25 protein-coding genes are annotated in these 24,141 nt (G+C 70.3%); 12 read left to right on the top strand and 13 right to left on the bottom strand.

From position 1 onward, the window contains the following. Nucleotides 1-14: 14 nt before the first annotated feature. Nucleotides 15-878, top strand: coding sequence for an acyl-CoA thioesterase (locus OG226_RS42525; protein WP_327405782.1), 864 nt, complete (start codon nt 15-17; stop codon nt 876-878). A 27-nt stretch (nt 879-905) separates the two neighbouring features. Here OG226_RS42525 and OG226_RS42520 read toward each other — a convergent pair whose 3' ends face one another. Both OG226_RS42520 and OG226_RS42515 read right to left on the bottom strand, forming a co-directional pair. Beyond that, a complete protein-coding gene (locus OG226_RS42520) occupies nt 906-1,907 on the bottom strand; it encodes a DUF6397 family protein (RefSeq protein WP_329352068.1) in 1,002 nt (333 codons plus the stop codon). A 126-nt stretch (nt 1,908-2,033) separates the two neighbouring features. Beyond that, the gene (locus OG226_RS42515; protein WP_019062680.1) at nt 2,034-2,447 is read right to left on the bottom strand and encodes a roadblock/LC7 domain-containing protein; all 414 of its coding nucleotides are present in this window, start codon (nt 2,445-2,447) and stop codon (nt 2,034-2,036) included. A gap of 93 nt (nt 2,448-2,540) precedes the next feature. Between OG226_RS42515 and OG226_RS42510 the strand changes: the two genes are divergently transcribed. Next, nucleotides 2,541-2,969: a PPOX class F420-dependent oxidoreductase gene (locus tag OG226_RS42510; RefSeq protein ID WP_328684894.1), complete on the top strand. Its 429-nt coding sequence runs from the start codon at nt 2,541-2,543 to the stop codon at nt 2,967-2,969. A gap of 15 nt (nt 2,970-2,984) precedes the next feature. Here the strand turns inward: OG226_RS42510 and OG226_RS42505 are convergent, their stop codons facing one another. From OG226_RS42505 to OG226_RS42485, 5 genes are all read right to left on the bottom strand, one after another. Then, complete coding sequence (locus OG226_RS42505) at nt 2,985-3,590, bottom strand: GTP-binding protein (protein ID WP_329352067.1); 606 nt, start codon at nt 3,588-3,590, stop codon at nt 2,985-2,987. 182 nt (nt 3,591-3,772) lie between these two features. Continuing rightward, nucleotides 3,773-4,186 (bottom strand): DUF742 domain-containing protein, encoded by a 414-nt coding sequence (locus OG226_RS42500; protein WP_328684892.1) that lies wholly within the window; start codon nt 4,184-4,186, stop codon nt 3,773-3,775. A gap of 22 nt (nt 4,187-4,208) precedes the next feature. Further along, complete coding sequence (locus OG226_RS42495; RefSeq protein WP_329352066.1) at nt 4,209-4,646, bottom strand: roadblock/LC7 domain-containing protein; 438 nt, start codon at nt 4,644-4,646, stop codon at nt 4,209-4,211. Continuing rightward, nucleotides 4,643-7,168: a sensor histidine kinase gene (locus OG226_RS42490; RefSeq protein WP_329352065.1), complete on the bottom strand. Its 2,526-nt coding sequence runs from the start codon at nt 7,166-7,168 to the stop codon at nt 4,643-4,645. Before OG226_RS42490 ends, OG226_RS42495 begins: the two co-directional genes overlap by 4 nt. Before the next feature lie 49 nt (nt 7,169-7,217). After that, a complete protein-coding gene (locus OG226_RS42485; RefSeq protein WP_329352064.1) occupies nt 7,218-7,991 on the bottom strand; it encodes an MHYT domain-containing protein in 774 nt (257 codons plus the stop codon). 152 nt (nt 7,992-8,143) lie between these two features. Here OG226_RS42485 and OG226_RS42480 point away from each other — a divergent pair, with 152 nt between their 5' ends. From OG226_RS42480 to OG226_RS42470, 3 genes are all read left to right on the top strand, one after another. Next, nucleotides 8,144-8,743, top strand: a complete 600-nt coding sequence (locus OG226_RS42480) for a class I SAM-dependent methyltransferase (RefSeq protein WP_329352063.1) — start codon at nt 8,144-8,146, stop codon at nt 8,741-8,743. A gap of 248 nt (nt 8,744-8,991) precedes the next feature. Then, nucleotides 8,992-9,288, top strand: a complete 297-nt coding sequence (locus tag OG226_RS42475; protein ID WP_328684887.1) for a hypothetical protein — start codon at nt 8,992-8,994, stop codon at nt 9,286-9,288. 135 nt (nt 9,289-9,423) lie between these two features. Next, entirely contained in the window at nt 9,424-10,392 is a 969-nt protein-coding gene (locus OG226_RS42470) for a hypothetical protein (RefSeq protein WP_329352062.1), read from the top strand. Between the two features lie 197 nt (nt 10,393-10,589). Here OG226_RS42470 and OG226_RS42465 read toward each other — a convergent pair whose 3' ends face one another. After that, nucleotides 10,590-10,772, bottom strand: a complete 183-nt coding sequence (locus tag OG226_RS42465; protein ID WP_328684885.1) for an NfeD family protein — start codon at nt 10,770-10,772, stop codon at nt 10,590-10,592. 133 nt (nt 10,773-10,905) lie between these two features. Continuing rightward, nucleotides 10,906-11,970, bottom strand: a complete 1,065-nt coding sequence (locus OG226_RS42460; RefSeq protein ID WP_329352061.1) for a fatty acid desaturase family protein — start codon at nt 11,968-11,970, stop codon at nt 10,906-10,908. 375 nt (nt 11,971-12,345) lie between these two features. Here OG226_RS42460 and rox point away from each other — a divergent pair, with 375 nt between their 5' ends. Next, complete coding sequence (gene rox / locus OG226_RS42455) at nt 12,346-13,770, top strand: rifampin monooxygenase (RefSeq protein WP_329353682.1); 1,425 nt, start codon at nt 12,346-12,348, stop codon at nt 13,768-13,770. A gap of 22 nt (nt 13,771-13,792) precedes the next feature. Here rox and OG226_RS42450 read toward each other — a convergent pair whose 3' ends face one another. Then, nucleotides 13,793-14,026, bottom strand: coding sequence for a sterol carrier protein domain-containing protein (locus tag OG226_RS42450; protein ID WP_328686588.1), 234 nt, complete (start codon nt 14,024-14,026; stop codon nt 13,793-13,795). After that, entirely contained in the window at nt 14,023-14,238 is a 216-nt protein-coding gene (locus tag OG226_RS42445; RefSeq protein ID WP_329352060.1) for a hypothetical protein, read from the bottom strand. Before OG226_RS42445 ends, OG226_RS42450 begins: the two co-directional genes overlap by 4 nt. A 336-nt stretch (nt 14,239-14,574) precedes the next feature. Between OG226_RS42445 and OG226_RS42440 the strand changes: the two genes are divergently transcribed. Further along, nucleotides 14,575-15,921, top strand: coding sequence for an esterase-like activity of phytase family protein (locus tag OG226_RS42440; RefSeq protein WP_328684882.1), 1,347 nt, complete (start codon nt 14,575-14,577; stop codon nt 15,919-15,921). 23 nt (nt 15,922-15,944) lie between these two features. Here the strand turns inward: OG226_RS42440 and OG226_RS42435 are convergent, their stop codons facing one another. Both OG226_RS42435 and xylA read right to left on the bottom strand, forming a co-directional pair. Continuing rightward, nucleotides 15,945-16,208 (bottom strand): hypothetical protein, encoded by a 264-nt coding sequence (locus OG226_RS42435; RefSeq protein WP_328684881.1) that lies wholly within the window; start codon nt 16,206-16,208, stop codon nt 15,945-15,947. A 353-nt stretch (nt 16,209-16,561) separates the two neighbouring features. Continuing rightward, nucleotides 16,562-17,728 carry a xylose isomerase gene (gene xylA, locus OG226_RS42430; RefSeq protein WP_328684880.1) on the bottom strand — a complete coding sequence of 389 codons (1,167 nt, stop codon included), beginning with the start codon at nt 17,726-17,728 and terminating at the stop codon, nt 16,562-16,564. Nucleotides 17,729-17,913: 185 nt separating this feature from the next. Here xylA and xylB point away from each other — a divergent pair, with 185 nt between their 5' ends. From xylB to OG226_RS42405, 5 genes are all read left to right on the top strand, one after another. Beyond that, nucleotides 17,914-19,359 carry a xylulokinase gene (xylB, locus tag OG226_RS42425; protein ID WP_329352059.1) on the top strand — a complete coding sequence of 482 codons (1,446 nt, stop codon included), beginning with the start codon at nt 17,914-17,916 and terminating at the stop codon, nt 19,357-19,359. Nucleotides 19,360-19,387: 28 nt separating this feature from the next. Then, nucleotides 19,388-20,644: an ROK family transcriptional regulator gene (locus OG226_RS42420; RefSeq protein WP_329352058.1), complete on the top strand. Its 1,257-nt coding sequence runs from the start codon at nt 19,388-19,390 to the stop codon at nt 20,642-20,644. A 189-nt stretch (nt 20,645-20,833) separates the two neighbouring features. Next, nucleotides 20,834-22,318: an APC family permease gene (locus OG226_RS42415; protein ID WP_329352057.1), complete on the top strand. Its 1,485-nt coding sequence runs from the start codon at nt 20,834-20,836 to the stop codon at nt 22,316-22,318. Beyond that, entirely contained in the window at nt 22,315-23,328 is a 1,014-nt protein-coding gene (locus OG226_RS42410; RefSeq protein ID WP_328684876.1) for an acetamidase/formamidase family protein, read from the top strand. The genes OG226_RS42415 and OG226_RS42410 overlap by 4 nt, the downstream gene beginning before the upstream one ends. A gap of 78 nt (nt 23,329-23,406) precedes the next feature. Further along, a complete protein-coding gene (locus OG226_RS42405) occupies nt 23,407-24,006 on the top strand; it encodes an N-acetylmuramoyl-L-alanine amidase (RefSeq protein ID WP_328684875.1) in 600 nt (199 codons plus the stop codon). Nucleotides 24,007-24,141 lie beyond the last annotated feature (135 nt).

Raw genomic sequence — 24,141 nt, 5'->3', positions numbered from 1 at the left:
GGAGAATCCCACCGATGACGAACCCGGCAGAGCGGCTCGTCGACCTGCTCGACCTGGAGCAGATCGAGGTCAACATCTTCCGTGGCCGCAGCCCGCACGAGTCCCTGCAACGGGTCTTCGGCGGCCAGGTCGCGGGCCAGGCGCTGGTCGCCGCGGGGCGCACCACGGAGGGCGACCGGCCCGTGCACTCGCTGCACGCGTACTTCCTGCGCCCGGGCCGGCCGGGCGTGCCGATCGTGTACCAGGTCGAGCGGGTGCGGGACGGGCGGTCGTTCACCACCCGTCGGGTCACCGGCGTGCAGCAGGGCCGCACGATCTTCAATCTCACCGCCTCCTTCCACAAGCCTGAGCAAGGTCCCTTCGAGCACCAGCTGCCGGCCCGCGAGGTCCCGGACCCGGAGTCCCTGCCGACGGTGTCGGAGGAGGTCCGGGCCCATCTGGGCGTACTGCCCGAGCAGTTGGAGCGGATGGCGCGCCGTCAGCCCTTCGACATCCGGTACGCGGACGGGCTGCGCTGGAGCGCCGAGGAGATCAAGGACGCCGAGCCGCGCAGCGCGGTGTGGATGCGCGCGGTCGGGCCGCTCGGCGACGATCCGCTGGTGCACACCTGCGCGCTCACGTACGCCAGCGACATGACGCTCCTGGACGCCGTCCGCATCCCCGTCGAACCCCTGTGGGGACCACGGAACTTCGACATGGCCTCGCTGGACCACGCCATGTGGTTCCACCGGCCGTTCCGCGCGGACGAGTGGTTCCTGTACGACCAGGAGTCCCCGATCGCGACGGGCGGCCGCGGTCTGGCCCGCGGGCGCATCTACGACCTGGAGGGACGCCTGCTCGTCTCGGTCGTCCAGGAAGGGCTGTTCAGAGCGCTGTAACTACTGGTGGACGTGCCGCGCTGTGGCTTACACGCTTCCGCGGCGCAGCCAGCCCAACATGCCTCGTGATCGCCCGGGTTCCGGCGCCGGCTCGGGTGGGTGCTCGCTCGGGGACTGCGGTGGTCCGACAAGGTCGGCAATCGGCGGTGCTCCAGCCGGTTCGACGATCGGTCGTGATGCAGTCAGTTCGGCGGTCGGTCGTGGTGCGCCCCGTTCGACGGCCGACTGTGACGCGGTCGGTTCGGAGGTCGGTCGTGGTGCGGGACGGTGGCCGCGTGCCTCCTCCAACACCTGGGCCAGATCCGCTCGCAGCCAGCTGATCTCGTCCGGGTCCTCCGCCGTCGTGATCCGCTCGGCGAGGTGGGCGGCGGGCGAGCCCGGAGCCCCGGAGGCGGGCGGGTCGGGCCGGAAGCGGTTCAAGTAGGCGCGCTCGTACGGGTCCTGGACGGTTTCCGCGACCTGGACGGGGTCGAGCAACGCGGCCAGGGCGCCGGCGCGCTCCCACGGGCCGTCGGCCTGGCGGAGCAGGAACCCGAGATGCCGTCCGCGCCAGTTGCGGGGCCTTAGATCCAGGCCCTCTTGCAGTTGGTCCCTCATTCCCTCGGGCGTACGGCCGTTCAGCAACGCGGTGTGGTTCTTGTCGGCCGCGAACTGCCGTAGTTCTTCGGCGAGATAGAACCAGACAACGGCCCGATAGCGGTTCAGATAAAACCTCACCGGCACCACCAGTCCCAGCCGGGCGAGGCGGGTGAACCTGACGGAGGTGACCTGCATGAGGGCCGCGCCGTCCGTGGTGCCCACGGTCCTGACGCTTTCCAGGAATGTTTCGGGGAATCCGTCCGCCGAGCGCAGTCGGTCGATCTCGGCATGGGCGACACGTCGGCCGCCGCCCCCTTCGTCGGGCGCGGTGCGGATGCGTCCGAGATGTACGGCGAGGTCGAACTCGCCTCGCTTGAGCCCCAGTTCCCGTGCCGCTCGACTGGGCGTGCACGAGAGGTCGGACGGTTTGGTGATGGTGTTTCCTGTCATGGTCGATCTCCCCCGCGGAGTCCAATGCTCACGCTGTGTGCGCTTGCGATGAACAAACCGTAACCGGTCCGGCGGATCTCGTGGCAGGCCTGTGGATAACTCTGCGAAAGCCGAAGAAGTCACAGGTCAGAGGTCTGTGACGGGGGTCCGCTCGGGCTGGCGGGCGTCCACGCCGAGGTGCTCGCCGACGCGGTTGACGAGGAGTGTCATCTCGTAGGCGATCTGGCCGATGTCCGCGTCCGCGCCGCTGAGGACGCAGAGACAACTGCCGCTGCCCGCGGCGGTGACGAACAGGACGGCGTCGTCGAACTCGATCATCGTCTGCCGCACACCGCCCGCGCCGAAGTGGCGTCCCGAGCCCTTGGCCAGACTGTGCAGTCCGGACGAGACGGCGGCGAGGTGTTCGGCGTCCTCGCGGCGCAGTCCCGTGCTCGCGCCGGTCACCAGTCCGTCGTTGGAGAGGACCAGGGCGTGGCGTACGTGCTCGACACGCTCGGTCAGATCGTCCAGCAGCCAGCTCAGTCCCTGGTTCTGTGCCATGTTCCGGGCTCCCCGTGTCGCCTCTCCCCCCTGGCCGGAGGATCTCTCGCCAGCCTTCCCCACCGCTGTCGCCCGGGCAAGGAGGATGGGGGCATGGCACAGAAGATGACCGACGAGGAATGGCGGGCGTTCGTCTCGCACGGCACGCGCACCGGCAAGCTGTCGACCGTTCGCGCCGATGGGAGCCCACATGTGGCGCCGATCTGGTTCCTGCTGGACGGAGACGATGTGGTGTTCAACACCGCGAAGGAAACGGTAAAAGGGCGCAATCTAGCCCGTGACGGGCGAGTCGCCCTGTGTGTGGACGACGATCGGCCGCCGTTCGACTTCGTGGTGCTGCAGGGGCGCGCCCATCTGTCGGAGGATCCGGTCGAACTTCGCCACTGGGCCGCCCGGATCGGGGCCAGGTACATGGGCGAGGAGCGCGCCGAGGAGTTCGGCGCCCGCAACGGGGTGCCGGGCGAACTCCTCGTGCGCGTCACGGTCGAGAAGGTCCTGGCGCAGAAGCGCGTCGCGGACTGAGGACCGCCGCCGGCGTCAGCTAACCGAGTCGAGCAGCCGGGCGGTGTGCATCCGCCCGGCGTACTCGACGAGCCGGATCAGCACCTCCTTCCCGGAGTCGCGGTCACGGGCGTCACAGAGGACCACGGGTGTTCCCTGGTCGAGGTCCAGCGCGCGGGAGACGTCGCGGGCGCCGTAACTGCGGGAGCCCGTGAAGCAGTTGACGGCCACCACGAACGGGATGTGCCGGTGCTCGAAGTAGTCGACCGCGGGGAAGCAGTCCTCAAGTCGCCGGGTGTCCGCGAGGACCACGGCCCCCAGGGCGCCCTGCGACAGTTCGTCCCACAGGAACCAGAAGCGGTCCTGGCCCGGTGTGCCGAACAGGTAGAGGGAGAGGCCGGACCTGATGGTGATACGGCCGAAGTCCATGGCGACGGTCGTGGTGACCTTCTGGTCCACGCCGCCGGTGTCGTCAACCAACTGGCCGGCCTCGCTGAGCAGTTCCTCGGTGCGCAGCGGCCTGATCTCGCTGACCGCGCCCACCATGGTGGTCTTGCCCACGCCGAACCCGCCGGCGACCAGGATCTTCAACGCCAGGGCGGTCGTCTCGCCGTCCTCGGCGTCGGACTGCTCGGAGACCATCGATCACTTCTCTCGGGAGTGCCGGCAACGCTCGACGTCCGTAGGTGTGCATCGTGACAAGTGCGGCCTCCCCCTGGGGGGTTGGACCGCTACTTGCCCGATGTGACCGCCTCGCACCCGTTCGGTGAGCGAAAGGGTGCGCAAGTCGGCGTCGTACGCGTTCGAGTGGTTCTGAAGTTTCGTCACAGTGCCCGTAGTCCCTCGATCACCTCGCGCAGGATCCGTTCGTCGGGCAGCTGCGCGGGCGGCACCGGACGGCTGACGGTGACGCAGCCGAGCTCCAGGAGGTCGCCCAGGAGCACCCGGACCACCCCCAGTGGGAGGTCCGCTCCGGCGGCGAGTTCGGCGACGGACTGCGTTTCGGGGCGGCACAGGTCGATGAGGGCCCGGTGTTCCGGTCCGAGCCCGGTGTCGTCGTCGAAGCCGGGCGCGCCCGCGTCCAGCGTGACGAGTGCGATCAGGTCGAAACGCACCCCCGTAGGGCCTGATTTGGTACGCCCGCCCGTCATCGCGTAGGGGCGGACGAGAGGCCCGGCTTCCTGGTCGTACCACTGGCTGCCCGGCTCGCGCTGGGCGCCGGTCGTGTCTTCGGTCATCGGAGCGGTTCGCCCTCTCGCCTCATCCGGCTGCGGGCGGCCGCGCACCGACGCGCGGCGGCGTGTAGAGGTGCTCGCCGACGCGCTTGACCAGCCGCGCCATCTCGTACGCCACCAGGCCTATGTCGGCCGTGACGGCGGTGAGGACGGCGAGGCAGGAACCGTCCCCGGCGGCGGCCACGAACAGGAACCCGTCGTCCATCTCCACCATCGTCTGCCGTACTCCGCCGGCTCCGAAGTGCCGTCCCGCGCCCTTGGCCAGGCTGTGGAATCCGGAGGCGACCGCGGCGAGGTGTTCGGCGTCCTCGCGCCTGAGATCGGTCGACGCGCCGACGGCGAGGCCGTCGTTCGACAGCACCACGACATGCCGTACTTCGCTCACGCGCAGCACCAAGTCGTCCAGCAGCCAGTCGAGTTCGCCGGACCGCTGAGCGGTCCTCATGCTCGGGTCCTGGATCACGTGGGGTCTCCTTCACTGCTGTCGCTGCCCGTCGCGGGGCCTGGGGTGGCACCGCGGCCCGGTTGTCTGCCGCCGCCGCGCGTCCAGCCCTCGCGGTAGGCCGACATCCGGTCCCGTACGACCTCCGGGGTGCGGTGCTCGTCGCGTGGGGCGGCCGACGCCTGTTCCCGTTCCGCGGTGGGCTTTTCGCGGAGCTGGGGGGCGAGGTGCGCCTGGCGTACGCGGCGTGGGAGGTCGTCGTTCTCGTCGGTCCCTTCGGTGTCCTCGGGGGGACGGTGCAGTCGCAAGGCGGTGACTCCGGGAGGTGGGGTGTCGTTCGCCGACTCCGCGGCAGCCCGTGTGGAGACCGCCAGGGCGGGCCGGTCGGCCGACGCCGGAACGGACTCCTGGTGCTGGGGCGCGGCGGGTACGCGCGCGTACTCGCGTTCCACGGCCCGCTCCCCGTCCTCGACCGCCGCGCGCGGGGCACGTTCCGCCGCGCCGCCGTGCAGCAGCGCCGTCGGCAGCAGGACGACCGCAGTCGTTCCGCCGTAGGGCGAGGTCCGCAGGTGCACCTTGATGCCATGTCGGGCGGCGAGCCGGCTGACCACGAAGAGGCCGAGCCGGTCGCTGTCGAAGAGGTCGAGGGCCTCGGACTGTTCGATGCGGCGGTTGGCGTCGCCCAGGGAATCCGCGCCCATGCCGAGGCCCCGGTCCTCGACCTCTACGGCGTAGCCGTTGCCCACTGGTTCACCGGTGACCCGCACGCGCGTGTGGGGCGGCGAGAACTGGGCCGCGTTCTCCACGATCTCGGCGAGCAGGTGCGTGAGGTCGGCGACGGCCGCGCCGACGACGGCCGCCTCGGGGAGTTGACGTACCTCCACGCGTGCGTAGTCCTCGACCTCGGAGACGGCCGCGCGGACGACGTTGGTCAGCGAGACCGGCATGCGCCAGGCCCGGCCGGGTGCCGCTCCGGAGAGGATGATCAGGCTCTCGGCGTGCCGTCGCATACGGGTGGTGAGGTGGTCGAGGCGGAACAGGTCGCTCAGTTCGTTCGGGTCCTCGGAGCGGCGTTCCATGCTGTCGAGGAGGTTGAGTTGACGGTGCACCAGGACCTGGCTGCGGCGGGCGAGGTTGACGAAGACCCCGGAGATGCCGCTGGCGAGTTCGGCGCGTTCGACGGCGGCCCGCAGAGCCGCGCGGTGCACTGTGCTCAGGGCCTCGACGACCTGGCCGATCTCGTCCTCCGCGGGCGAACCGGGTGGGGCTTCCGCCTTGATGTCGATCTCCTCCCCCGCGCGCAGCCTCCGCATCGCCTCGGGGAGTTTGTGACGGGCGATGCTCAGGGCGTCGTTGCGCAGACTCACGAGTTCGACGACGAGGCCGCGTCCGATGCGCACCGAGATGACGAGCGACGCGATGACGGCGGCGAGTCCGAGCAGGACCGCGGCACCGGCGGAGGTGAGCAGCCCGCGGGTGAAGGGATCGGCGCGATCGGCCACCCCGCTGCCCGCGTCCGACTCGATGGTGCGCATGCCGTCCTGCACGCGTGCGTGCGCGTTGTTCCAGGTGGTCTCCGGAGCCGCGGCGATCGCCCTGGTGCCTGAGTTGGTGGCGAGGACCTTGTCCTCGACGGTGCCGACCGCTGCGTAGTCGCTGGTGTCGGCGAGCTGCTGCCAGGCGGCGCGTTCGGAGCCGCGCAGGTCCTCGACGGCGGAGTCGGTGAGGGTGCGTCGGGTGTCGACGGCACCGGTGAACAGCCTCCGCCGCTCCCCGTCGAGCCTGCCGTCGAGACGGGCGCCGGCGAGCATCACGTCCTCCTGGGACAGTGATTCCCCGGCCCGGGAGAATTCGAGGAGCACGCGCGCGTCGGATCCGAGGTCGGCGTCCTGGATTCCGGTGAGCGCGCCGCCCACGGCGAAGGCCGTCGCGATGGTCTTCGTGTACTGCCCGTAGGTCTCGTCCCACCCCGCGCGGTGGGCGAGCACGTCGGTCCGCAGTGAGCGCAGTTGCTCGGCTCCGGTGACGAAGGTCTTCAGGCGGCGGGCGACTCCGGCGGGCAGTTCCTCGCCGTCGGCAACGGTGTTGTCGTCGCCGAGCCGCAACCGGGCGACCGCCCGGTCCGTGCTCGCCGCCAGCTTCTTCAGATCCCCACTCTGCTCGGCGTCGGGGTCCGTCGCGTAGCGCACGGCGGCCGACCGCTCGGCCTGCAGCGCCGCGACGGCCGCTGCTACGGGGCTGCGCACCGCGGAGTCCACGCGCTGCAACTGCCGTAGCCGGGAAACGTCCTGGGCGGTACTGACGGTGGCGTACGCCCACAGGGCGAGCAGGGAGACGACCGGCACCATCAGGAGGCAGACGATCTTGGCTCGTACGGTGCGGGGACGCATCCGCCAACGTCCCGCGCGCGGGGGTATGGCTTCCGACGGGGCGTCCAGGGGGTCGTCGAAGAGTTCGTCGGCGGGTGGTCCGGCGTGCGCGCGACGACCGCGCACGGGCGGCGCCTCGGCGCCGGCTCTCGGGGTCCTACGGGGGGTACGCATGGCCTCCTCGCTCGGAAGTGGTTCTCAGGGGCGTGCTGCGCGGGCCGGGCTAGCGGGCGGCGCTCTCGACCGGCCGCTGGGCCGAGGCGGTGGCCTCACGTTCTCCCGTGCTCGGCGACAGCGCGACGAACGCCGAGGTCAGGAACAGGTAGGACCCGAGACCAACGGCGAGGGGGAAGATGAACTGCATCGCCGTCGCGCCGGGCAGAACCGCCCCTGAGGGCGTGACGTGCACACGCACCGCGAACATGCCGGTGTAGTGCATGCTGCTGACGGCCGCTCCCATGACGAGGGAGGCGGCGGTGACGGCTACGGGCGACTTGATGTTGAGGGCCGCCCACAGGGCCGCGGTCGCCGCGACGACGGCGATGAGCACGGAGAGCCCGACGAGCATCGGGTCGTAGCTCACATCTCCGTGCAACCGCATCGCCGCCATGCCCAGGTAGTGCATGCTCGCGACGCCCAGTCCGGTGGTGAGACCGCCGAGGACGAGCGCGCGGCCCCGGTCGCGGCCGTAGCCGACCGCGAAGACGCCCGCGCAGACGACGACCATGGCGACGAGGAGGCTGAGCATGGTCAGGGGGACGTCGTAGCGGATGTCGGTGCCGCTGACGCCGAAGCCGAGCATGGCCACGAAGTGCATGGTCCAGATGCCGGTGCCGAGCGCGGAGGCCGCGGTGATGAGCCAGTTGCGGCGCGACCGGCCGGTGGCGCCGAGCGCGCGGACGGTGCAGCGCAGCCCGAGTGCGGAGCCCATGCAGGCCATCACGTATGACAGCACGGGGGTCAGCCAGCCGAAGGTGGCGTGGTCCAGGTGTCCCATGACCAGGGGACGCTAGTAGGGGCATGGGTGCACAAAGGGGGCGCATTTCGAAAGGTGTTGCAATCTGACGCGGAGAGGTACCTGAACGACCGCGTCACGCTCGAACATGTGCGCCGAAGCATCATCCGTGTCGGTGAGGGATCATGCGGAACATGAGCGACGACCACAAGCATCTCCAGGAGTTCTTCGGTGCACGCGCCGCCGACTGGGACAGCCGCTTTCCCGACGACGGACCCGCCTACGCCGCCGCGGTCGCCGAACTCGGGCTGCGCGCGGGAGACCGGGTGCTCGACGCAGGCTGCGGAACCGGGCGTGCGCTGCCGCCGCTCCGTGGGGCCGTGGGCCGGTCCGGAGTGGTGCTCGGGGCCGACGCGACCCCGGCCATGCTGGAAGCCGCCGTACGGGCCGGACGGGGCCACGACGGGCACCTGCTACTCGCCGACGTCGCCGCGCTGCCGGTGCGGTCGGAATCGCTCGACGCCGTGTTCGCGGCGGGCCTGATCGCTCATCTGCCCCAACCCGAGGTGAATCTGCGGGAGTTGGCACGTGTGGTGCGTCCCGGTGGCACGCTGGCTCTGTTCCATCCGATCGGCCGGGCGGCGCTCGCGGCGCGTCAGGGGCGCCGGATCACACCGGACGACCTGCGCGCGGAGCCCAATCTCCGCCCGCTGCTGGCCGGTTCGGGGTGGCGCATGACGTCGTACGACGACGAGGACGCCCGTTTCCTGGCACTGGCCGTGCGCGAGAGCTGAGCCCGCGCGCGGGTCGGACGTTTCCCGCGACCGTCGCCGCGAAGACTCGGGGTCGTCGAACATGACCTTGCACCCGGTGCCGCGCACGGTGTTGGACTCACTCGACAGCTGACCCGTCTCCGTGCGGAGCGCTCGATGCGCGCTTCACCGCACCGGCCCTCTTCTGCCGCCGCAACTCCAACTCTACGTTGGGTGGCAGTAGATGAACGGTCAGCGACAGAGAAGTACGCAGGGGGAAGGTGGTCAGCATGTTCGACAGGCCCCGTAAGACCTTCGCCAGATTTCTCACTTCCACGCGCGCGGAGCCGAGCAGCGGCCCGCAACGGCGCCCGCACAATCTCTTCGAGGCCGCCGCCGTGTACGTGTCGGCCCGCGCCGAGGACGACCAGGACCGGATCGACGAGGCCGCGGGCTGGGTGTCGCCGGAGGCGCTGTCCTTCGGGGTGAGCGAGCTGGCATGCCGGGCCGTCGTCGCGCTCGCCAGGGAACGTGACGAGTCGCCAAGGACGGTGGCCCGTGCGCTTCTTGGGCTCCCCGCGGCCTGACAGTTCGGGTCACCGGAGGTCATTTCGCCCCGTCCAGCCGGAAAACTGCAGCTCCGGGTGTACTTGGGAGTCGTGACAAGCGGCTTCCGCGCACACTAGGGTGCGCGCGGTTGGACGAATGATGGGGAGGCTGGGATGGCCGACACGGATGAAGAGGCCGTCGCCGCCGAGGACGATGCGCTCTATGTGCTCACGGCGGTGCTGCTGACGCCGGCGAAGTTCCCGAGTGTGCTGGGCGACGACTACCCGGAGGCCTGTGCGGCGCTCGGTATGGCGCCGCTCGCCGACGGGTACGGCCTGGTTCTCGGCCAGGACGGCGACGGGTCGCGATGGACGGTCGTCATCGACGACGTGTCGCTGGTCGCGGTCGCCATCGCGTCCTGGGACTGCGGCATGGAGTACGACCTGTCGCCGAGCGAGCGCACGGTGGTCGCCGCCCTGCCGGGCTGGCCGCTCGCGGTCGCCGTGGCGGCTCCCAACGTGCCCGCGCCGCACGATCCGGACCCCGACATCGTGGACCGGCCACCGCTGACTCCGCCGGACACCACCACCTGGGGTCCGGCCCAACGACGGCTGGGTGCCGACGAGATCGCGCTGCAATGGGCCCTGTGGCGCGAGCAGATCGACGACTCAGCCTTCTCGACGCAGGAGGTTCAGGAGGCGCAGGAGGCCCAGCACGGGGCGAGCGACGCGTCGAAGACCGACGAGGCCGCCTCGGACGCCGCCCGCGATGCCGCCACCTCCGACGCCGCGACCGAGACGGGCGGGACACCGTCCGACGACAACGCCTCGGACGGCACCACGACAGGCGGCACCGGCGAAGGCTCTCAGGCGGGCCACAGCGGGGTCCGCCGGGTCCTGACAGAGGTCCGCGCGTACGTCGACTCCCCGCCGCCCCTCGGGCGCGTCAGATCGTCCTTCGCACCGGGCGACGCACGCACGCTGCGCGCCGACGGCCCCGGCTGGTCGCTGGTCGCCCGGACCGACGACATAGCGTTCGTCCTCCTCGACGACGAGCCCGGCGAGGTCCTACCGGTCGGCCGTGGCCCCGAGTTGCCCGGCCTCCTGGAAGCACTCGACAAGCTGGCCGTACGGCCGAGTTGAGCCCTTGGGCGCGGATCCGAGCGGCCTCGGGCCCGGACGCCCGGGTCACGCTCGATCGACCGGATCGACAACGAAGCCTCGGTTCGTGGACGGTGCTCGGCAGCGCACCGTCCGCAGGGCCGCTATCGGCAGTCCCGCGAACGGCGCTGTGCTCTGCTCCCGTACGCCATCCGGGATCACAACCGGGCATCCGTGCGTCAGCGGCCGATCTCCTTGCCCGCCGCGCGGCGCAGCCGACGCCGCTGCGAGGGGTCCAGCGTGAGATATGCGGCCGTCGGCACTCCCACGACGATCAGGAATGAGACCCACCAGGGCAGCCAGATCAACAAGATCAGTCCGACCGCCACACCTCCTACGGCGATCTTCGCGTTCCTCGACATATGTCGCCTCCTCCGCGGCCGTAGCCGCACTCTGATCTGAGAACGGGTCCGCGCTCCTCACAGTTCCGGATCGCGACCCTGAGACATCCCTGAGGCGCTTCCCCTACTGGTATCCGGGCCGTCGGCTGTTCCGTCACTCCGTCCACTCCATGCGCAGCGGCTCCCCCACTTGGTGAAGGTGGCGCAGGGCCTGCCGGTAGGAGTCGACGAGCCCCGTCTCCACGTACGGGATACCCACATCCTGACAGTGGGCACGCACCAGGGGTTGTGCGAGCCGCAGATTGGGTCGCGGCATGCCCGGGAAGAGGTGGTGTTCGATCTGGTAGTTGAGGCCGCCGAGGAACCAGTCGGTCAGGATGCTGCCGCGGATGTTCCGCGAGGTGAGGACCTGACGACGGAAATGGCCCCACCGTTCGCCGTTCGGGTCCGGCATCTCCATGCCCTTGTGGTTGGGCGCGAAGGCCAGGCCGAGGTGCAGGCCGAGCAGGGCCTGGTGCAGCGCGGCGAACGCGAGTGCCTTCCCCGGGGACATCGAGATGAGGAGCAGCGTCGCGTAGGCCACGACATGGCTCACCAGAAGAGCGCCTTCGACGACGCGCTCGCGACGGGACTGGCGCCGCAGGTCCTGGAAACCGTGGACCTTGAGGGCGATGCCTTCGAGGAGCGTGAGCGGAAAGAACAGCCACGACTGGTTACGGGTGAGCCAGCGCCGGAATCCTGAGCGGTACTTGGCCTGCTCCCCGGTGAAGACGAGGATGTCGGCGACGACGTCCGGGTCCTTGTCGATGTGGTTGGGGTTGGCGTGGTGACGGTTGTGCTTGTCGTTCCACCAGGAGAAGCTCATCCCCAGCAGCAGGTTGCCGTGGATCAGGCCGATGACGCGGTTGACGGCCTTGCCGCCGGCGATCTGGGAATGGCCCGCATCGTGGCCTATGAAGGCCGTGCGGGCACCGAACACAGCGAGCAACGGGGCCAGGAACAGCGTCAGCCAGGAATCACCGATCAGGACGATGCCGGTGACGATGCCGCCCAGCGCGAGGGCGTTGGCAGCGATACAGCGCGCGTACCAGGCGTACCGTCGCTCCAGTAGACCTCTGCCCTTGACCGTGCGCAGGAGGGGCGCGAACTCGCTTCCTGGGGGCGCCGCGACGGTATCCCCCCGATCGTGCACGCCGATGACTGCGGTGGTCTGGGACATGTCCGATCTCCGGCTCTCTCAGGCAACGGGCTGACCTGAGCAAACGTACGAATCGGTGACCGGTCGCGACCATGGCGCAACCCCCCGTGTCCGTACGGGGGTCAGCCAGGTCCTCACAGGGGGGGGTGACGACACCCTCGGCGGCGCGGTCTCCAGGGATCGAGCCTGCGAAGAGGTACCCGGAAAAGGCAATGGCAAGGAGTTCGCGCACTCCTCGCCATACCCAAGGTATAGCGCAGTCGGGGGCTTGCGGCAAGGCCCGGGTCGTCCCGCAAAATGGCCGAACGAGGCCGGGACCTGCGGAAACGAAAGATTCGCGAGCGCAGGTCCACGGATCGGCGGGCCGGAAACCAATCTCGTTGGATGGGCGTTCTGATGATTGACGTGATCGTGGTCGGCGGCGGACCGACCGGCTTGATGCTGGCCTGCGAGTTGCGGCTGCACGGCGTGCACGTGGTCGTGGTGGAGAAGTTGACCAAGCCGACCGGGGAGTCCCGCGGGCAGGGTCTGCACGCGCGCAGTGTCGAGATCATGGACCAGCGCGGCCTCCTCGACCGGTTCCTCGCGGTCAGTGAGAAGTTCCAGGTGGGCGGTCTCTTCGGAGGCATCGTCAAACCGTGGCCGGACCGATTGGACACGGCCCACCCGTACGGCGTCGCCACCCCGCAACCGGTCACCGAGCGCCTGCTCGAAGAGCGCGCCGTCGAACTCGGCACCGAGATCCGGCGCGGCTACGAGGTGATCGGGTTGAGTCAGGCCGAGGACGGGGTGACCGTGGAGTCGGCGGACGGCTCGCAGTTGCGCTCTCGCTACGTCGTCGGATGCGACGGCGGCCGCAGCACGGTACGCAAGGTGCTCGGTGTCGGTTTCCCCGGCGAGCCCGCGACCGTCGAGACGCTGCTGGGCGAGATGGAGGTGACCGAGGATCCTGCGACCATTGCCGCCGCCGTCGAGGAAGTCCGCAAGACCCAACTGCGGTTCGGCGTCAGCCCCGGCGAGAACGGCGTGTACCGCGTCGTGGTGCCCGCCGACGGCGTTGCCGAGGACCGGGCGGTCGCGCCGACCCTCGCCGACTTCAAGCAGCAGCTACGGGCCGTCGCGGGCACCGACTTCGGCGTGCACTCACCGCGCTGGCTGTCCCGCTTCGGCGACGCCACCCGGCAGGCCGAGCGCTACCGGGTCGGCCGGGTGCTGCTGGCCGGCGACGCGGCACACATCCACCCGCCGACCGGCGGGCAGGGACTCAACCTGGGTGTGCAGGACGCGTTCAACCTCGGCTGGAAGCTGGCGGCCGAGGTCAACGGCTGGGCTCCGGAAGGGTTGTTGGACAGCTACCACATCGAACGACACCCCGTAGGCGCCCGAGTCATCGCCAACACGCGCGCGCAGATCACCCTCTTGGGGACCGATCCCGGCCCGACCGCACTACGGGAACTGTTCTCGACACTGATGGACTTCGAGGAGGTGAACCGGTACGTGACCGAGATGGTCACAGCGGTCGGGATCCGCTACGACTTCGGCGAGGGCCACGAACTCCTCGGCCGACGACTGCGGGACGTGAAGCTGAAGCAGGGCCGCCTCTACGAGTTGATGCGCGCCGGCCGAGGCCTCCTGCTCGACCAGACCGGCCGGCTCTCGGTCGCGGGTTGGGCGGATCGCGTCGACTACGTAGTCGACGTCAGCGAGGAACTGGATGCACCTGCGGTGCTTCTGCGGCCGGACGGCCACGTGGCGTGGGTCGGCGACGACCAGGAGGATCTGTTCAGCCGACTGCCCAAGTGGTTCGGCGCGCCCCACTAGAGGCTCTCCCCGCCTCCTGTGCTCAGTACGCCGGGAACGCCCAGCCTCCCGGGCAGAACGGCTCCCGGTCCGCGCGGAACGCCGCCGTCGCTCGGGCCAGGGCTCCGGCTCGCACTTCCTCGACGAGTCCGGCCGCGGCGAGCGACGCGAGCGTGGTACCGCCAAGGAAGACCGCGCCGAGTTCGGCGGCGGACAACCGTAGATCGGCCGGGGCCCGGGTCCATGCGCAGACGGCTGCGCCTTGGTCGGCCGTCAGCTGCCAACGGCCCGTTCCAGTAGTCGGATGGTTCCGTCACCGAAGTCGGTTCCGGGACGAAAGCGCAGGGCGCGCTTGTCGCAGCGGAGGCGCACTCCCTGGGGCACGGGGCCGTATCCGTAGCGACCGTAGATCCCCGCTTCGGAGGGGCGCAGTGCGGCGATCGGTTCAGCGCTGAACGTGTGCAGGTCGGCGGGTCGGCTGCGCATCATCGACGCGAGGATGCCGCGGCGGCGACCGCGGCGACCGGGAGCAGCGCGCCTGGAACGGTCAGCACACGCACGCTGCAGTTCCACTGATCGGTGTGGAACCGTCTAACGCGGCGATGGTACGGAGCCGTTCAGCGGCGGCTCGCTCGTGGACCAGCGGCTCGTCGGACAGGCCGCTGCCGCAGCCGCACATGGTGATCGGATTTCCGGCCGCCCCGTCGCGAGTGCCGCGCCTGCCCGACAAGCGGCCGACACCCCGGATTCACCTCACCGTCGAGCGTCGTTCCTGACGACACCCAACTCTGGCCGCTGTCAGCCAACTTGTCCTCAGGAGGCCCGATGTCCCCGCACGACCCCGTCCGGCGCCGCGTCCGTCGTCCCGTCGCGGTGGGTGTTCCGCTCGCCGTGGTGGTCACCCTCGTGGCCGCCGGTACTGCCGCAGGAGCCCCCGCGAAGGCCGAGGCCTCCCATGTCACGCGGACGGCGACGCTGGGCGACATCCCGCTCGGCGCGTTCAGCAACGCGCTGTTGCCCGGGACGGTGGACAACGACCGGGGAGTGGACCTCGGCGGCATCGGCAGCGACATCTATCCGGCCGGCCGCAAGGGCGAGTACTGGACGGTCACCGACCGCGGGCCCAACGGCCAGATCAAGGTGAGCGGGACGAAGCGCCGTACGTTCCCCGTGCCCGGTTTCGACCCCGCGATCGTGAAGATCCGTGTCTCCGGGGACACCGTGAAGGTCCTGGACGCGCTCCCGATCACCACGTCCTCCGGGAAGGCCGTCACCGGGCTGTCGAACCAGCAGGGACGCGACGAGGCGCCGTACTCCTACAACGCTCAGACGCCGCTGTCGTACAACCCGAACGGGCTGGACACGGAAGGCATCGTGCGGGCCGGGGACGGGTCCTTCTGGCTCGTCGACGAGTACGGGCCCTCCCTGGTGCATGTCTCCGCGCGCGGGAAGGTGCTCACGCGGTACGTGCCCAAGGGGCTGCATCTGACCGGAGCCGACTACCCGGTTGTGGAGGCGCTGCCGGCCGTCCTGCTGCACCGGAAGACCAACCGCGGCTTCGAGGGGCTCGCCCAACTGCCCGGTGGCGACCTGGTGATGGCCCTGCAGAGCCCGCTGTCGCTGCCGGACGGGGACGCCGGGGACGCGTCGCTCAACACCCGCCTGCTGCGCTTCTCCACGAAGAGGAAGGCGGTCACGGCGGAGTACGCGTACCGCTTCGACCCGGTGAACGTGGTCGACCCCAGCGAGGACGACACCTCCGAACTCAAGATCTCCTCGGTGGTCGCCGTGGGCGACGACCGGCTCCTGGTCGAGGAGCGCACCGACAAGGCAGCCCGGCTCCAACTGGTCCGGCTGAGCCGGAAGTCGAACATTCTCGGCGGTCGCTACGACGACGACACGACGTCCCCGTCGCTGGAGCAGCTCGACGACCCGGCCGCCGCCGGTGTCCCGGTGCTGGCCAAGAAACTGGTCGTCGACCTGGGGACCGTCCCCGGGGTACCGCAGAAGATCGAGGGCGTCGCGCGTGTGGATCACGACACGCTCGCCCTCGTGAATGACAACGACTTCGGGATGACGGACGGCGCAGGCGCGTTCGACGCGCAAGGACGGTTGGTCGACAGCGGTATCGAGACGACCGTGGTGTACCTGAGGCTGCCGCACGGCATCTGAGCGTCCGTCGGCTCCTGAGGCGGCTAGCCGAACAGGGACGGGAGCAGGGACTCGATGTCGCTGGGGACTTCGCTCGGCAGTTCCGAGGGGAAGTTCGACGGAAGCGCGGTCGGGAGCTTCGTCGGAAGCTTGGTCGGCAGGCTGGTGGGGAGCTTGGTCGGGAGGGTGAGGGACGGGCTGCGGCTGGTGCTCGAACTGCTCGCCGCGGGCGTCTTCTTGTCCGGTGAGTCATGTCCCCCGCGAGCCATCAGCACGATGGCGGCGACGGCTCCGGCAGCCACGATCACGGCGAGCAGGATGAACAGCGGTCGGGGGCGCCTGCGGGGAGGCGGCCCATAGTCCCCGTCCCCGTAGTCCCCTCCCGGCGGGTGTCCGAAGTCTTCGGGAGGTGGTGGTCCGAAACCGCCTCCGGGAGGCGGGGCGGCGCCCGGAGGCGGCCCGGGCGGTCGAGGCGGTACGGGCGGCATGGCCATACCGCCAAGAGTCGCCTCGCGGAGGTCATGGCGCGACCCCCGCGCGGTGGTTGATACGGGCTCATGCCATGGATCGCATGATTCCGGAGCATTCCGCGCGGGGGTCGGTCACGATCGGCAACTCGCGGACACCAACGGGCCCGTGAGTGACGCACGCGTGCGTGCCGTCAGCCGCGTGCTCCCAGGAGGTGGTCCATGGCGAGCTGGTCGAGCTGCTCGAAGGCCATCCCGCGCTGGGCGGCCGCCTCGATGTCGAAGTCCTCGAAGGCCGAGCGGTCCGCGAGCAGCGACTTGAGGCCGTCCGCCGCGGTCTGCTGCGCCAGCTCGTCCAGACGCGAGGCGCGCAGCGCCTCCTGGACCACCGGGTCTCCGCGGAACGCGGCCGAACGCTCCTTGAGGATCAGGTAGTTGCGCATGCAGCCGGCCGCCGACGCCCACACACCGTCGAGGTCCTCGGTCCGCGGCGGCTTGAAGTCGAAGTGCTTCGGGCCGGCGTAACCGGCGCTCTCCAGGAGGTCGACCAGCCAGAAGGCGGCACGCAGGTCGCCGTTTCCGAAGCGCAGGTCCTGGTCGTACTTGATGCCGGACTGGCCGTTGAGGTCGATGTGGAAGAGCTTGCCCGCCCACAGGGCCTGGGCGATGCCGTGCGGGAAGTTGAGCCCGGCCATCTGCTCGTGGCCGACCTCGGGGTTGACGCCGTAGAGCTCCGGGCGCTCCAGGCGCTCGATGAACGCCAGGGCGTGGCCGACGGTGGGGAGCAGGATGTCGCCGCGGGGCTCGTTCGGCTTGGGCTCGATCGCGAACTTGATGCTGTAGCCCTGGTCGGTGACGTACTCGCCGAGGAGGTCGAAGGCCTCCTTCATGCGGTCGAGGGCGACGCGCACGTCCTTGGCGGCGCCGGACTCGGCGCCCTCGCGGCCACCCCAGGCGACGTAGGTCTCGGCGCCCAGTTCGACCGCGAGGTCGATGTTGCGGATCGTCTTGCGCAGGGCGTAGCGGCGCACGTCACGGTCGTTGGCGGTGAACGCGCCGTCCTTGAAGACCGGGTGCGTGAAGAGGTTCGTGGTCGCCATCGGCACCTTCATGCCGGTCGCGTCCAGGGCCTCGCGGAAGCGCTTGATGTGCGCCTCCCGCTCGGTGTCCGAGGACCCGAAGGGGATCAGGTCGTCGTCGTGGAAGGTCACACCGTGGGCGCCGAGCTCGGACAGGCGCTGCACCGTCTCGACCGGGTCGAGGGCACGGCGGGTGGCGTCGCCGAACGGGTCCCTTCCCTGCCAGCCGACGGTCCAAAGGCCGAAGGTGAACCTGTCCTCGGGGGTGGGCTGGTAGTTCATGACGCGACTCCTTGTTGCTTCGCTGCGACTATTTCGTCATGGCGGTTTACAAATTAGTATGCACACGCAGCTCTGGGAAGGGACAAGGTGTCCCTGAAGGAGTGGAGTACGGGTCACCGCACCCCGGAAAGCCTTGAAAACACCAGGTCAGAGCCCGCAGAGCCGCGGAAAAAAGGGAGAGCCCGATGTCAGCAGCCGAGGGTCCGCTCGTCGTCGGCGTGGACACGTCCACCCAGTCCACGAAGGCGCTGGTCGTCGATGTGTCCACCGGACGGATCGTCGCGAGCGGCCAGGCGCCGCACACCGTCACCTCGGGAGCGGGCCGCGAGAGCGACCCCCGCCAGTGGTGGGACGCCCTGCTGGAGGCCCTGCGCCAGTGCGGGGACGCGGCCCACGAGGCGGCGGCCGTGTCGATCGGCGGCCAGCAGCACGGCCTGGTCACCCTGGACGCCCAGGGCGAGCCGGTACGTCCGGCGCTGCTGTGGAACGACGTGCGCTCCGCGCCGCAGGCCCGCCGCCTGATCGAGGAACTGGGTGGCCCGAAGGCCTGGGCTGAGCGCACCGGCAGTGTGCCCGGAGCCTCCTTCACGGTCACGAAGTGGGCCTGGCTCGCCGAGCACGAGCCGGAGGCGGTGCGCGCCACTGCGGCCGTACGACTCCCCCACGACTACCTCACGGAGCGGCTCACCGGACAGGGCACCACGGACCGGGGCGATGCCTCCGGCACCGGCTGGTGGGCCTCGGGGACCGAGTCGTACGACGAGGAGATCCTTCGGCATGTCGGGCTCGACCCGGCGCTGCTGCCCCGGGTGGTGCGGCCGGGCGAGGTGGCGGGGACGGTGCGCGACTGCCACGATCTGCCGTTCTCCAAGGGCACGTTGGTCGCCCCCGGCACCGGCGACAACGCGGCCGCCGCGCTGGGTCTCGGGCTGCGCCCCGGAGTGCCCGTGCTCAGCCTCGGCACCTCGGGCACCGTGTACGCGGTGTCGAAGCACCGGCCCGCCGATCCGTCCGGCACGGTCGCGGGCTTCGCCGACGCGCACGGCGACTGGCTGCCCCTGGCCTGCACCCTGAACTGCACCCTCGCCGTGGACCGGGTCGCCGCGCTGCTGGGCCTGGACCGGGAAGCCGTAGAACCCGGCACTTCGGTCACCCTCCTGCCCTACCTGGACGGCGAACGCACCCCGAACCTGCCCAACGCCTCGGGTCTGCTGCACGGCCTGCGCCACGACACCACCGGCGGCCAGCTCCTCCAGGCCGCCTACGACGGCGCCGTGCACGCCCTGCTGGGCGCGCTCGACCTGGTCCTCGACGAGGACGCGGACCGCACCACGCCGTTGCTGCTGATCGGCGGGGGCGCCCGGGGCACGGCCTGGCAGGAGACCGTACGGCGGCTGTCGGGGCGTCCGGTGCAGGTGCCCGAGGCGAAGGAACTCGTCGCACTCGGTGCCGCCGCGCAGGCCGCGGGGCTGCTGACCGGCGAAGACCCGGCCGCGGTGGCCCGGCGCTGGAACACCGCGGACGGGCCGGTGCTGGACGCCGTGGAGCGCGACGAGGCGACGCTGGCCAGGATCTCCGGGGTACTCTCCGACGCGGCTCCGCTGCTCGAACGGGGGCCGGACGCCCGTTGACGCACACCGACCGAGGACTGACGGAGGCATGAGCGCACCGCTGCACGAGGCGCACCCCACCGGGTCCGGGCGTGCCCTGCCCGACACCCAGCAGGGCATGCGCCGACGCAACCTCGCGCGCGTGATGCACACGGTGAGCGCCGAGGGCCCGCTCTCGCGCGCTGCCGTGGCCTCCCGCATCGGGCTGACCCGTGCGGCGGTGTCGACGCTGGTGGACGAGCTGATCCGGTCGGGGCTCCTCGAAGAGCTGGGCCCCGAGCGGCCCGGCCGGGTGGGCCGGCCCGGATCGGCGCTCGCCGTCAGCGGACGCGGTCCGGCCGGGATCGGCGCGGAGATCGGCGTCGACCATCTCGCGGTCTGCGCGGTCGATCTGCGCGGCGAGATACGGGCCCATGCCGTACGGCACTGCGTGAACCGCGGCCGCTCCCCCGAACCCGTACTCGCCGAACTCACCGCGCTGGTACGGCAGATCGTCGCCGAGGCGGACGCGGAGGGCCTGTGGCCGGCCGGGCTCGCGGTCGCCGTGCCCGGTCTGGTCGCACGCGACGGCCGTACGGTCGTCCGCGCCCCGAACCTCGACTGGCACGACACGGATCTCGGCGCCCTGCTGCCCGCCGAACTCCCGCCCACTGTGGACAACGAGGCCAACTTCGGCGGGCTCGCCGAACTCTGGCTGGGCGAGACCACTCCGCGCGATTTTCTTCATGTGTCGGCCGAGATCGGCATCGGCGCCGCGGTCGTGGTCGACGGGGGGCTGCTGCGCGGAACCCGCGGATTCGCGGGCGAGTTGGGGCATGTACCGGTGCGTCCCGACGGCCCGGAGTGCGCGTGCGGCGGGCGCGGCTGCCTCGAACAGTACGCGGGCGAGGAGGCGGTGCTGCGTGCCGCGGGGCTGGAGCCCGGCGCGGACCGGGTCGGTCTGCTCGCGACCCGCGCCGCTGACGGCGACGAGGCGGTACGACGTGCCCTGCACGACGCCGGTACGGCGCTCGGCATCGCGCTGACCGGCGCGGTCAACCTCCTCGATCCGCAGCTGGTGGTGCTCGGCGGCGCGCTGTCGGGTCTCGCGCCTTGGCTACTGCCTTCGCTGGAGGCCGAGTTGGCGCGGCGCACGGCCGGGCCCGCCTGTCCGGTGTCGGTGTCGCGGCTGGGGCCCGAGGGTCCGCTGCTGGGGGCCGCGCACTCGGTGGTGCGGGCCGTCCTCGACGATCCGGCGGCGGTGGCCGAACGGGCTGGAGGAATCGCGGCCGGACGGGCTGGGGACAACGTGGCCGAACAGGCCTGAAACACGGCCGAGTTCACCCGTCCGAGTGACCGAGTTATCCACAGTATCCCCGTCGTCCACGGAAGGACGGCACGCCCTACTGCCCAACCCGCAACCGCCGTACCGTGATTCACGCGAGGCGCAGCCGTCGTGTCGTGACGACGGTGTGCGAGTGCTGCTGCGGATGCGGGTGGACGAGGGGGGATTCACGTGTCGGGGGAGACAGTTCAGGGGCTGCGGCGGGATGCCGTCGGGCTGCGTGAGGTCCTGTTCCAAAGTGTCACGGCGATGGCGCCGGCCGCCGCGGTCGCCGCGTCGATCCCGTCGGGCGCGGCCTTCGCGGGCGGAAGTCTGCCGCTGTCGGTGCTGATCGCGCTGGTGGCCTGCCTGTTCACCGCGTCCTGCGTCGCCGAGCTGGCCCGCGAACTCCCCGCCGCCGGCTCGGTGGCCACCTACGCGGCACAAGGACTGCATCCGGCCGTCGGTTTCCTGGTCGGCTGGGGGTACGTCTTCGTGGAGGCGCTGATCCCACCCCTCCTGCTCCTCCAACTCGGCTTCACCACGGCGGGCACACTGCACCAGGAGTGGCCCTCGTACCCGGAGAACCTGTGGTGGCCATGGGCACTCGCGGGCGCCGCGATCATCGCGGCGGCGGGCTGGTTCGGGGTGCGCACCTCTGCCCGCTTCGGCACGGTGCTCGGAGTCTTCGAGATCCTCGTCTTCCTGGTGTTCGCCGTCTGGCTGATCGGCAAGGCCGGTAGCGCCAACACGCTGTCGGTGTTCGGCACTTCGCACACCGGCAAGGACTACTCCGGGCTCGGCGGAGTCTTCGCCGGCTCGGTCTACACGGTGCTCGCGTTCGCCGGGTTCGAGGCCGCGGCACCGCTCGCCGAGGAGACACGGAACCCACGTCGGACGATGCACCGCGCGGTGCTCGGCGCGGCCCTAGGGATCGGCCTGTTCTACGTGCTGACGACCTACGCCATGACGGTGTACTTCGGGCCGGACCGCTTCAGTGGATTCGGAGCCTCCGGTGCCGCGTCCTGGGAGGGGGTGGCCCGCGCGTCGTTCGGACTGTTCTGGGTGCTGGTGTTCCTGGCCGTGGTCAACTCGACGATCGCCAACGCCAACGCGTGCGCCACCGTCTCGACCCGCACCGCCTTCGCGCTGGCCCGCATCCGGGTACTCCCCCGCGTCCTGGCCACCCTGCACCCACGCCACCGCTCCCCGGTCGCCGGCATCGCCGTGCAGACCGTCGTCGCGGTGGGAGCCGTACTCGGCCTCGGTCTCGGCTACGACCCGGTGACCGCGTTCCTCCTCCTGGCCACCGTGATCGTCACGGTCGTCATCGGGGTCTACATCGTCGTGAACCTGGCCTGCGCGGGCTACTTCCTGCGCCGCAGGCGCGAGTTGTTCAAGCCGCTGCGGCACCTGCTGGTCCCCCTCCTCGGGATCGTCGCGTTCGTCCCCGCCCTGCTCACCGCTGCGGGCATCCCCGCCTTCGACTTCGTGACCGAACTGACCGCTCCCGTGTCCTACGCCGGACCGGTCGTCGGCATCTGGATGGCGGCCGGGGTCGTAGTCCTGCTCGTTCTGCTACGACGGCACCCCGAGCGAATAGCCGATACCGCCCGTGTCCATCTCGACGAACCCGTCTCCACCGGTCATCCGCAGAACGGAGCAGTACAGCCATGAACGACCCCCGGATCCTGACGGTGCGGCCCGAACCGGGCGAGTACGCCTGGACGTTCGGCGGCGCCCCGCCCGTGGCGCGCATCGCGCCCGGCACGGTCCTCGACCTGTTCACGGAGGACTGTTTCGCCGGACGGGTACGGTCAGAGAAGGACCTGGTGTCCGAGGTGTGCGAGTTCCCGTTCCTGAATCCGCAGACCGGTCCCTTCCATGTGGAGGGCGCGGAGCCGGGCGACACGGTCGCCGTGCACTTCGTGTCGATCGAACCCGCCCGGGACTGGGCCGCCTCGACCACGGTTCCCCTCTTCGGCGCGCTCACCTCGACCCACACCACGGCGACATTGCAGCCGCCGCTTCCGGAGACCGTCTGGATCTGGCAGTTGGACCGGACCCGGCGTACGGCGTTGTTCCGCGCGCGGGACAACGACATCGAGATCGAGCTGCCCCTCGACCCGATGCACGGCACGGTGGGTGTGGCCCCGGCCAACCTGGAGGTGCGTTCGGCGCTGGTGCCGGACGCGCACGGCGGGAACATGGACACGCCCGAGATGCGGGCCGGGGTCACCTGCTACCTCGGGGTCAACGTGGAGGGCGCGCTGCTCAGCCTCGGTGACGGGCACGCGCGGCAGGGCGAGGGCGAGACCTGTGGAGTGGCCGTCGAGTGCGCGATGAACACCGTGGTGATCGTGGAACTGCTCAAGGGGGTAGCCACGCCCTGGCCGCGCATCGAGTCGGACACGCACATCATCTCGACGGGTTCGGCCCGCCCGTTGGAGGACGCGTTCCGGATCTCCCAGCTCGATCTGGTGCGTTGGCTGGTGCGCGACTACGGGTTCAGTGAACTGGACGCCTACCAATTCGCAACCCAGGCGGTCGAATCGCCGTTGGCCAACGTGTGCGACACCAACTACACCTGTGTGGCGAAGATCCGGAAGGAGTGGCTGCCCGCGCGCGAGACGCATCGCGGACTGCACGCGCGGCTGCGTGAGACCGCGGCGGCACTCCAGCACTGAGCACGCCGCTCACTCCGAACGGCCCATAAGACCTCGAAAACCTCTAGGACCTCTAGGACCTCTGAAAGGCACCCCGCAGTGGACCGTTCAACTCCGCTTCCGAGCAGGCGGCGCATCCTCAAGGGTGCCGCGCTGGCCGCCGTACCGTATGCGTTACTTCCCGACCCGGAGGCCGGTGCGCAGACTCAGGCCGTCGACTATCCGGCGGCCGAGTGGCAGCCGGCGAGCACCTCCAACTACACGGCGTCCAAACGCCCCAGCGCCTATCACGTCGACCACGTGATCATCCATGTCACGCAGGAGACATATCCCAGCACCCTGTCCATCTTCCAGAATCCGCAGAAGAAGGTGTCCGCGCACTACCTCGTGCGGTCGGCCGACGGGCATGTGGCGCAGTGTGTGCGGGAGGCCGACATCGCCTGGCACGCGGGGAACTGGGACTACAACACGCGCAGTGTCGGTATCGAGCACGAGGGCTGGGTGGATCAACCCCAGTGGTTCACCGACGCGTTGTACGAGCAGTCGGCCAAGCTGACAGCGGCGCTCTGCACGAAGTACGGGCTCCCGAAGGACCGGGCGCACATCATCGGGCACTACGAGGTGCCGGGTACGGACCACACCGATCCGGGGCCGAACTGGGACTGGACGCGCTATATAAGGCTGGTCAATCTCGCCTGAGCCAAGGCAGATCCGGGCTGGTTCCGAGCCGGTTCCGAACCCATTCCGCGAGCGTCGCGGTTCGTTCGGGGCGTACCTGGTCGAAACGGTTGTCCGGATCCGTCTGTGGAGTAACGATGTCCGCATCCGTTGCGG

It is taken from the genome of Streptomyces sp. NBC_01261 (assembly GCF_036226385.1).
Lineage (GTDB): Bacteria > Actinomycetota > Actinomycetes > Streptomycetales > Streptomycetaceae > Streptomyces.
Note: the sequence above shows the minus strand (reverse complement) of the source record. Positions and strands in the feature narration are given on the sequence as shown.

Coding starts and splice junctions, on each gene's coding strand:
- OG226_RS42520 (WP_329352068.1), bottom strand. CDS start 1,907: ATGACAGGAAACACCATCACCAAACCGTCCGACCTCTCGTGCACGCCC.
- OG226_RS42420 (WP_329352058.1), top strand. CDS start 19,388: ATGAGCGCACCGCTGCACGAGGCGCACCCCACCGGGTCCGGGCGTGCC.
- OG226_RS42510 (WP_328684894.1), top strand. CDS start 2,541: ATGGCACAGAAGATGACCGACGAGGAATGGCGGGCGTTCGTCTCGCAC.
- OG226_RS42460 (WP_329352061.1), bottom strand. CDS start 11,970: ATGTCCCAGACCACCGCAGTCATCGGCGTGCACGATCGGGGGGATACC.
- OG226_RS42515 (WP_019062680.1), bottom strand. CDS start 2,447: ATGGCACAGAACCAGGGACTGAGCTGGCTGCTGGACGATCTGACCGAG.
- OG226_RS42465 (WP_328684885.1), bottom strand. CDS start 10,772: ATGTCGAGGAACGCGAAGATCGCCGTAGGAGGTGTGGCGGTCGGACTG.
- OG226_RS42470 (WP_329352062.1), top strand. CDS start 9,424: ATGGCCGACACGGATGAAGAGGCCGTCGCCGCCGAGGACGATGCGCTC.
- xylB (WP_329352059.1), top strand. CDS start 17,914: ATGTCAGCAGCCGAGGGTCCGCTCGTCGTCGGCGTGGACACGTCCACC.
- OG226_RS42445 (WP_329352060.1), bottom strand. CDS start 14,238: ATGATGCGCAGCCGACCCGCCGACCTGCACACGTTCAGCGCTGAACCG.
- xylA (WP_328684880.1), bottom strand. CDS start 17,728: ATGAACTACCAGCCCACCCCCGAGGACAGGTTCACCTTCGGCCTTTGG.
- OG226_RS42485 (WP_329352064.1), bottom strand. CDS start 7,991: ATGGGACACCTGGACCACGCCACCTTCGGCTGGCTGACCCCCGTGCTG.
- OG226_RS42505 (WP_329352067.1), bottom strand. CDS start 3,590: ATGGTCTCCGAGCAGTCCGACGCCGAGGACGGCGAGACGACCGCCCTG.
- rox (WP_329353682.1), top strand. CDS start 12,346: ATGATTGACGTGATCGTGGTCGGCGGCGGACCGACCGGCTTGATGCTG.
- OG226_RS42410 (WP_328684876.1), top strand. CDS start 22,315: ATGAACGACCCCCGGATCCTGACGGTGCGGCCCGAACCGGGCGAGTAC.
- OG226_RS42500 (WP_328684892.1), bottom strand. CDS start 4,186: ATGACCGAAGACACGACCGGCGCCCAGCGCGAGCCGGGCAGCCAGTGG.
- OG226_RS42475 (WP_328684887.1), top strand. CDS start 8,992: ATGTTCGACAGGCCCCGTAAGACCTTCGCCAGATTTCTCACTTCCACG.
- OG226_RS42480 (WP_329352063.1), top strand. CDS start 8,144: ATGAGCGACGACCACAAGCATCTCCAGGAGTTCTTCGGTGCACGCGCC.
- OG226_RS42525 (WP_327405782.1), top strand. CDS start 15: ATGACGAACCCGGCAGAGCGGCTCGTCGACCTGCTCGACCTGGAGCAG.
- OG226_RS42490 (WP_329352065.1), bottom strand. CDS start 7,168: ATGCGTACCCCCCGTAGGACCCCGAGAGCCGGCGCCGAGGCGCCGCCC.
- OG226_RS42440 (WP_328684882.1), top strand. CDS start 14,575: ATGTCCCCGCACGACCCCGTCCGGCGCCGCGTCCGTCGTCCCGTCGCG.